Source organism: Tardiphaga sp. (genome assembly GCF_044340795.1).
Lineage (GTDB): Bacteria > Pseudomonadota > Alphaproteobacteria > Rhizobiales > Xanthobacteraceae > Tardiphaga.
Map to the genome: position 1 here is coordinate 1 of NZ_JBIISY010000269.1, position 7,778 is coordinate 7,778.

Here is a 7,778-nt window from a genome sequence, read left to right on the forward strand (position 1 = left end):
ATAGAACGGTCCGGTCTCGATCGGCGCCACACAGGGATTGGGGCCATGCTGGGCATCGCCCTGATAGCGGTTATAGGCGCGCGAGCCCTTGCCGAAGGCGGGGTCATGGCCGTTGGCGGCATCGACGTTGAACTGAGTGACGGTGTTCGCGAATGCGTGTGCGTCGAAGCCGGCATTTTTCGCGAGTTCTTCCAGCGAGGCTCCCTTGATGAGATAGCCGGACGTGAGATAGTGGCCAATCGGCATCGGAAACGGCGGAACGGCGCCAAGGCCATACTGCCGCAGTGCACGGTGGTCGCAGACGAGCCACGCAGCCATCTCGTCGCCCGGTCTGGTCGCGCGCATCATCTCCTGGACGAAGGCATGATAGGAGTTGCCTTCATTGGCGAAGCGCGTGCCGTCGCGCAGCACGGCGATCACGCCGGGTTTGGCTCGATCGATGAAATGCGGCATCACGCCCTTGCTGCCATCCTTGCGGGTGGTGACGGAGACCGGCACCCACGCCGCGGCATTCGGCAGCGAATCCTCGACACGGCCGCCAGCGGATTCGGCGAGACGCAGTCCGTCACCGGTATTGCCGGTGGGGCCGGGCGAGTAGTGTTCGCGGCCGGTCGGGGCATGCGGGAACATCGCCTTGCGGCGCTCGACGTCATGCGGAAAGCCGCCGCAGGCGAGCACGACACCGCGTCGTGCGATGACGCGGACACGCTTGCCGTCGCGCTCGACGATGGCACCGCGCACATGGCCGTTCTCGACGACCAGCTCGCGCACCGGCGCGGACAGCCAGAGCGGGATCTTCAGATCGAAGGCTGATTTGGCGAGGCGGCCGGCAAGCGCATTGCCATTAGTCAGCGTCATGCCGCGGCCGTGGCCGAGCACATCCTTCAGATGCTTGGACAGCCGCTTCGCTACGTAGATCGCCGAGGTGAGCGATTTCGTGGCACGCATGAAATGGATGATGTCCTTGCCGGAGCCGAGCATGATGCCGAACACCGTGAGTTCGGGCAGCGGGGCGCCGATATGCTTGATGTTGTCGCCGAGCTCCCGCCCATCGAATGGGCGGGCCACCATCGAACGGCCGCCCTGGGTGCCACCCGGCGCTTCGGCGTCATAATCCGGGAAGGTCAATGGCATGTCGAAACGCACGGCGGTCTGCGTGGTGAAGAAGTCGATCGCCTCAGGTCCTGCAGTCAGGAAGGCATCGACGCGCGCGGCATCAAAACTGTTGCCGGCCTCATGGCGCAGATAGGTGCGCGCCTGGTCGGGGCTTTCTTGGATGCCCCATGCTTTTGCGAGCGACGTGCCGGGCACCCACAGCCAGCCGCCGGAGCGGGCGGTGGTGCCGCCGAAGCGCGGCTCCTTCTCGACGATGAGGACGTCGAGCCCGCCATGCCGCGCGGTGATCGCCGCCGACATGCCGGAACAGCCGGAGCCCGCGACCAGCACGTCGCATTCGTGGGTTTCAATCGCGGTTGCTGGATCGCTGGCCATGGTCACCTCACTTCTTCAGCAGCGGGCATTTCGATTCCGAGACGGGGCGATAGGCATCCTCGCCCTTCACCGTCTTGACGATGTCGAGATAGTCCCACGGCTCCTTGGACTCCGAGGGCTTCTTGACCTTGGCGAGATACATGTCGCGGATCACGCGGCCGTCCTCGCGCAGCTTGCCGCCATGGACGAAGGTGTCCTCGATGGGCAGCTCGCGCATCTTCGCCATCACCTTGGCGGGATCGTCGGTGCCGGCGGCCTTGATGGCCTTGAGATAGTGCAGCACCGAGCCATAGACGCCGGTCTGGATCATCGTCGGCATCACGTTCGTCTTGGCGAAAAACTTCTTCGACCAGGCACGGGTCTTGTCGTTCATGTTCCAGTAGGAGGCTGTCGTGAGATAAGTGCCCTGAGCGGCTTCGAGGCCGATGGCGTGGACGTCGGTGTCGAACATCAGGAGGCCGACCAGTTTCTGGCCTCCCTTGACGAGGCCGAACTCGCCGGATTGCTTGATGGAATTGTCGGTGTCCTGGCCGGCATTGGCGAAAGCGACGACATTGGCCTTCGAGTTCTGCGCCTGCAATGCGAAGGACGAGAAGTCAGCGGTGTTGGTGGGGTGGCGTACGCCGCCGACCACGGTCCCACCGCTCGCCTTGATGAAGCGCGTGGCGTCGTTTTCGAGCTGACTGCCGAAGGCATAGTCGGCCGTGATGAAATACCAGGACTTGCCGCCTTCGGCGATCACGGCGGAGGCCGTCACTTTCGACAATGCATAGGTGTCGTAGGCGAACTGCACGGTGTTCGGGCTGCAAAGGTCGTCAGTGAGTGCGCTGGAGCCGGGGCCGGACAGCAGGGCGATCCTGTTGCGCTCGCGGGCAAGGTTGTGGACTGCGATGGCGATGGCGGAGTTCGGGATATCGACGACGGCATCGACCTTGCCGTTGTCGAACCAGTTGCGCGCGATCTGCACGCCGACATCGGATTTCATCTGGTGGTCGGCGCTGATGATCTCGATGGGCTTGCCGAGCACGGTCTTGCCGAATTCCTCCACCGCCATCTTCGCAGCTTCGACAGATCCCGGGCCGCTATTGTCTCGGCCCCAGCTCGACAGGTCGGTGAGGACGCCGATGCGGACGACATCGTCGGAAACCTGCGCAAGGGATGGGGTGGAAAGGACGGTGGTCGAAAGCGCGAGCGCAGTGGCCCACGCCAGCACGTGGCGCGTCATCTGTTTCTCTCCCGAAAGTGGCCCGTCTGCCGGGGCCGTTTTGCTTGGCCGTCTGTTTTTAAGGGAGGTTAGATATTGGCGAATTTATCTGTCAATGGCGAATTTGGTATATCGCAGCGCAATGAGACCGCGACATATATGCGCGTTGTTCGCTGGGGTCGCCGGAGCTGAAACGTATCGGGGAGCGCAGTTACTGGCGCCGCTGCGCCGCATTCACCGCGACGGCTGCAGCCGCCGTGCGGTTTTCGACGCCGAGTTTCGCGTAGATCTGCTCGAGATGTTTGTCCACCGTGCGTGGTGAGAGGCCGAGGATCTGGGCGATGTCGCGGTTGCTCTTTCCCTTGCTGAGCCAGGACAGCACCTCGCCTTCACGGGTGGTGAGGCCAAGCTCCTTGCTGAATTCGGCAGGGGCAGCCGTACCGCTATCCTTGGCGAGGCGGAGCAGGAATTCGTCGGCGCCGGCCTTGCCCATGTAGTTGAGGCGCAGCAGATCGTTGGCGGGGAACGGCGCGGAAGGTGCCGGCTTGGTGCCGGATTTCTGCATCTGCTCCAGCCACTGCAGCATGGCTGGCGGCAACAGCAACGTGTCATCGATGCCGGCAATCAGGTGGTCGTTCAGCAGCTTCTGCGCTTGCGGCGTCGCCCACAGCACTTCGCCACTTCTATTGACAGCGAGCAGGAAGCGACCGGAGACGTCGAGCGCCGCGCGGGCGCTCTGCGTCAAGCGGGCATTGGCGAGATGGACGCGGATGCGTGCCAGCATTTCCTCGATGACAATCGGCTTGGTCACGTAATCGACGCCGCCGCCCTCCAGGCCACGGACGATATGGGCGGTTTCGGAAAGGCCGGTCATGAAGATGACCGGCACGTCGACCAGGCCGGCATCGCGCTTCAGGCGGCGGCAGGTCTCAAAGCCGTCGATTCCGGGCATCACGGCATCGAGCAACACGATGTCGGGCGTGATCTGCTCGACGATGCGCATGGCGCCGGCGCCGTCGAGGGCGACCATCACGGTCATGCCGGCGCCATCGAGCGCATCGGTGAGGAGGCGCAGCGTCTCGGGGCTGTCATCCACCACCAATGCGACGTCGCGCTTCTTCGATTCAGCTGTCATGCGTCTGCAACGTTTTCAGTGTGGCCATGTATTGGTCGAGGTCGAAGCGGTCGATCAGCATGCGCATCTGGGCGACGAAGGCAGCGTGTTCGGGATGAGCGACGCCGACTTCATCGAGCTTCAGCTGGATGGCGCGGATATGGCCCATCTGGCCGAGATTGATGAGTTCGTCCACATGACGCGCGGGCGGCGCTGTTCCGTCCGGTGTCCAATGGGCTGATTTGACATCTTCGTCGGGCTCGTAGCGCCACTCGATCTTGAGCAGCTGGCCGATCGTCTCCAGCAGGCGTGGCAGTTCGATCGGCTTCATCAGGTAGCCATCGTGGAATGGCTGCGCGAGCGGCGCGCCATGGGCTTCCAGTGCGCTGGCGGACACCATCAGGATGCGCGCCTGATGGTGTCCGGCGGCGCGCAGAGCCTCTGCGACGGTCCAGCCATCCATGCCGGCCATGGAGATATCGAGCAGGAACAGGTCAGGCCGGCAATGCTGGGCCAGGCTGAGGCAGGCCGGGCCATCCGGCGCGCTGAGCAGGATGAAGCCGAGCGGGGCCAGCACCTGGCGCAGCAGGTCGCGCTGGGTCGGATCGTCATCGGTGACGAGGATGGTTTTGCGTGGGCCGTGATAGCCAAGGATCGGCGCGTCGATGGGCGCGGTGCGGGTCGGGTTGTTGACCTCCGACAACAGCATTTTCACGCGGAAGGTCGCGCCCTGGCCGACTTCGCTGGAGACACGGATGTCGCCGCCCATCACGCCAGCCAGCAGTTTGGAGATGGTCAGGCCGAGGCCGGTGCCGCTATGCGGCTGTGCCGCGCCAAGGGCACCGCGTTCGAACGGGGCAAAGATCAGTTCGAGATCGTCAGGACGGATGCCAGGGCCGGTATCGATGATCTCGAATTCGGCCACCGGGCTGCGATAGTGGATCACGAAGGTCACGCTGCCGTCCTGCGTGAACTTGATGGCGTTGGAGATCAGGTTGATGAGGATCTGCCGCAGCCGCTTCTCGTCGGCATAGACCACGGCCGGGAGCACCGGTGGCCGGCGGAAGACGAATTCGATCCCCTTGGCGGCTGCCTGCAGCCGGAACATGCCGACCAGCTGGTCGAGGAAGTCGGTGAGGCGCACCTCGTCGCGCGACAGATAGAGCCGGCCGGCCTCGATCTTGGAGATGTCGAGAATACCGTCGATCAAACCGGAGAGATGATCGGCGCTGCGCTTGACCACGCGGACCTGTTCGCGCGGGCGCGTGTCCAGGCTGTCGTCCTGTTCGAGCAACTGGGCATAGCCTGATATGGCGTTGAGAGGGGAGCGCAGTTCGTGGCTGAGGCCGACCACATACCGGCTCTTGGCGAGATTGGCGGACTCCGCCACTTCCTTGGCGCGCTGCAGCTCCGCGTCGGTGCGCTTGTGGGCGTCGATCTCCTGCATCAGCAGTGCGGTTTGGCGTTTCGTCTCGGCTTCGGCAGCGCGGCGGCTCTGCTTGGCGAGCACGAACAGCCAGGCGATGACGCCGATGATGATGGCGAGGGCGAAAAACACCTTCCACAACACGTCCGAGACGGTCGTGCTGTCCTCCGGCGATGTGGCCGATGTCTGCAGATAGATCAGCGCCAGCGTGAGACCGACGAGACCGGCCGCCATCACGAAGACGCCGAGATAATGCCCGAGTTGCGAATTCAGGCGGGCGAGGATCGGCGCAGGCAGCAGCCTGCCGAAGGCAGCGGACATCTGCGCGTCGATCCGTGCATGCGGTTTGCAGAGATCATGGCAGCGCGCATCGAGCGAGCAGCACAGCGAGCAGATCGGTCCGGCATAGGCCGGGCAGTGCGCCATGTCCTCGGGCTCGAATGTATGCTCGCAAATACAGCACTGGATCGCGGCGGCCGTCTGCCAGGCGCGCTTCGGCTTGCGGGCGATGTAGTATTTGCCGCGTGTTGCGAAGGCGATGATCGGTGCGGTGACGAGCGCCGTGGCGAGGGCGACGAACGGCGACAGCGCTTTCGCCGTCGGGCCGAACAGGCCATAGAAGGCGCTGACCGACATCACTGTGGCCGCGAGCATGGCGCCCACGCCGACCGGGTTGATGTCGTAGAGATGGGCACGCTTGAACTCGACGTGCCTCGGTCGCAGGCCGAGCGGCTTGTTGATGATCAGATCGGCGACCAATGCGCCCACCCAGGCAATGGCGACGTTGGAATAGAGCGCCAGCGTGGACTCCAACGCCTTGTAGACGCCGATCTCCATCAACAGCAGCGCCACCAGCACGTTGAATACCAGCCAGACCACGCGGCCGGGATGGTTGTGCGTCAGGCGGGAGAAGAAATTCGACCAGGCGATGGAGCCCGCATAAGCGTTGGTGACGTTGATCTTGAGCTGCGACAGGATCACGAAGGCGCCGGTCAGTGCCAGCGCGAGATCCGGATGCGACAGCACATAGCGGAACGCTTCCAGATACATGTAAGCGGGCTCGGCTGCGTGTTCCTTGGAGACGCCATGGGTGAGCGCGAAATAAGCGAGGAATGAGCCGGCGAGCAGCTTGATCGCGCCGACAATGATCCAGCCGGGGCCGGCGCAGATCAGGGCAAGCCACCACGACAACCGGGTGCGGCCCTGTTCGCGCGGCAGGAAGCGCAGGAAGTCGACCTGTTCGCCGATTTGCGCCACCAGCGAGAACATCACGGAAGCCGCGGTGCCGAACAGCAGGAGGTCGAGATGGCCGGCAGGGCTGCCGTGGTCGCCGGGAAACCTGATCCAGTCGGTAAAACTGTCGCGGCTGGCATAGGCGATGGCGACGAAGGGCAGCAGGTTCAGCACCACCCAGACCGGCTGCGTCCAGAGCTGGAAGCGGCTGATTAGCGTGATGCCGTGGGTGACCAGCGGGATGATCACCACAGCGGAGATCAGATAGCCGATGGGGCGGGGGATGCCGAAGCACATCTCCAGCGCCACCGCCATGATGACGGCCTCGATGGCGAAGAAGATGAAAGTGAAGGACGCGTAGATCAGCGAAGTGATGGTGGAGCCGATATAGCCGAAGCCGGCGCCGCGGGTGAGGAGATCGATATCGATGCCGTATTTGGCGGCGTGATAAGCGATCGGCAGGCCGCAGCAGAAGATGATGAGGCTGACGACGAGAATGGCGGCGGCCGCATTGGTGACGCCGTAATTGATGGTGATGGTGCCGCCGATGGCTTCGAGGGCGAGGAACGAGATGGCGCCAAGGGCCGTGTTGGCTACACGGGCGGAAGACCAGCGGCGTGCGCTCTTCGCGGTGAAGCGGAGGGCGTAGTCCTCAAGGGTCTGGTTGGCGACCCATTGATTGTACTGGCGCCTGACACGGTCGATCCGCTGCCGCCCTGCCACTCCTCACTCCTGACCCCAACGCGACTACGCATATTTGCGTGATAACAAAACCTACGTCGGCATTTTGCGGTGCAGTATACGCAATCCCACGTATCCGGGTAGCGCCGAAGTTCAGCAACACTTGCCTCACCAATAAGCGTTCCAAACCAGTGGGGAAGTGATGTCAGACGAGAAAAAACCGGGACTGCACTCGCCTTTGCGGCGAAAACTGCTGATGGGCATGGCAGCACTGCCGGCCATGTCGATGTTTCCGCGCACATCTTTTGCGCAGGCGCCGGCCACAGCGGCCGTCAACACCACCGGCCTCGCCGTCACCGATACCGAAGTCACCGTCGGCATCCTGCACTCGGTCACCGGCACCATGGCGATCTCGGAAACCGGCTCGGTGCAGGCCGAGAAACTGGCCATCGAGCAGATCAATGCCATGGGCGGCGTGCTCGGCCGCAAGATCAAGTTCATCCAGGAAGACGGCGCCTCGGACTGGCCGACCTTCGCCGAAAAGGCCAAGAAGCTGCTCGTAAACGACAAGGTCGCGGCCATCATGGGCTGCTGGACCTCGGCCTCGCGCAAGGCCGTGCTGCCCGTGA

The 7,778-nt window shown here is 63.6% G+C and carries 5 protein-coding genes; 1 reads left to right on the top strand and 4 read right to left on the bottom strand.

Translation table 11 applies throughout. The features are described 5' to 3' along the window. From ACIQ17_RS28230 to ACIQ17_RS28245, 4 genes are all read right to left on the bottom strand, one after another. On the bottom strand, positions 1–1,491 hold a 1,491-nt coding region (locus ACIQ17_RS28230), incomplete at its 3' end, for an FAD-dependent oxidoreductase (protein WP_398472711.1). Positions 1,492–1,498: 7 nt separating this feature from the next. Beyond that, positions 1,499–2,716: an ABC transporter substrate-binding protein gene (locus tag ACIQ17_RS28235; protein WP_398472712.1), complete on the bottom strand. Its 1,218-nt coding sequence runs from the start codon at positions 2,714–2,716 to the stop codon at positions 1,499–1,501. A 190-nt stretch (positions 2,717–2,906) separates the two neighbouring features. After that, positions 2,907–3,830 carry a response regulator gene (locus tag ACIQ17_RS28240; protein WP_398472714.1) on the bottom strand — a complete coding sequence of 308 codons (924 nt, stop codon included), beginning with the start codon at positions 3,828–3,830 and terminating at the stop codon, positions 2,907–2,909. Continuing rightward, entirely contained in the window at positions 3,820–7,191 is a 3,372-nt protein-coding gene (locus tag ACIQ17_RS28245) for an ATP-binding protein (protein WP_398472715.1), read from the bottom strand. The genes ACIQ17_RS28240 and ACIQ17_RS28245 overlap by 11 nt, the downstream gene beginning before the upstream one ends. A gap of 160 nt (positions 7,192–7,351) precedes the next feature. Between ACIQ17_RS28245 and ACIQ17_RS28250 the strand changes: the two genes are divergently transcribed. Beyond that, positions 7,352–7,778 (top strand): transporter substrate-binding protein (locus ACIQ17_RS28250; protein ID WP_398472716.1); only part of this gene is annotated, 427 nt, incomplete at its 3' end.

Excerpts from the sequence above, each read along its gene's own strand:
- ACIQ17_RS28235 (WP_398472712.1), bottom strand. The coding sequence starts at position 2,716 with ATGACGCGCCACGTGCTGGCGTGGGCCACTGCGCTCGCGCTTTCGACC.
- ACIQ17_RS28240 (WP_398472714.1), bottom strand. The coding sequence starts at position 3,830 with ATGACAGCTGAATCGAAGAAGCGCGACGTCGCATTGGTGGTGGATGAC.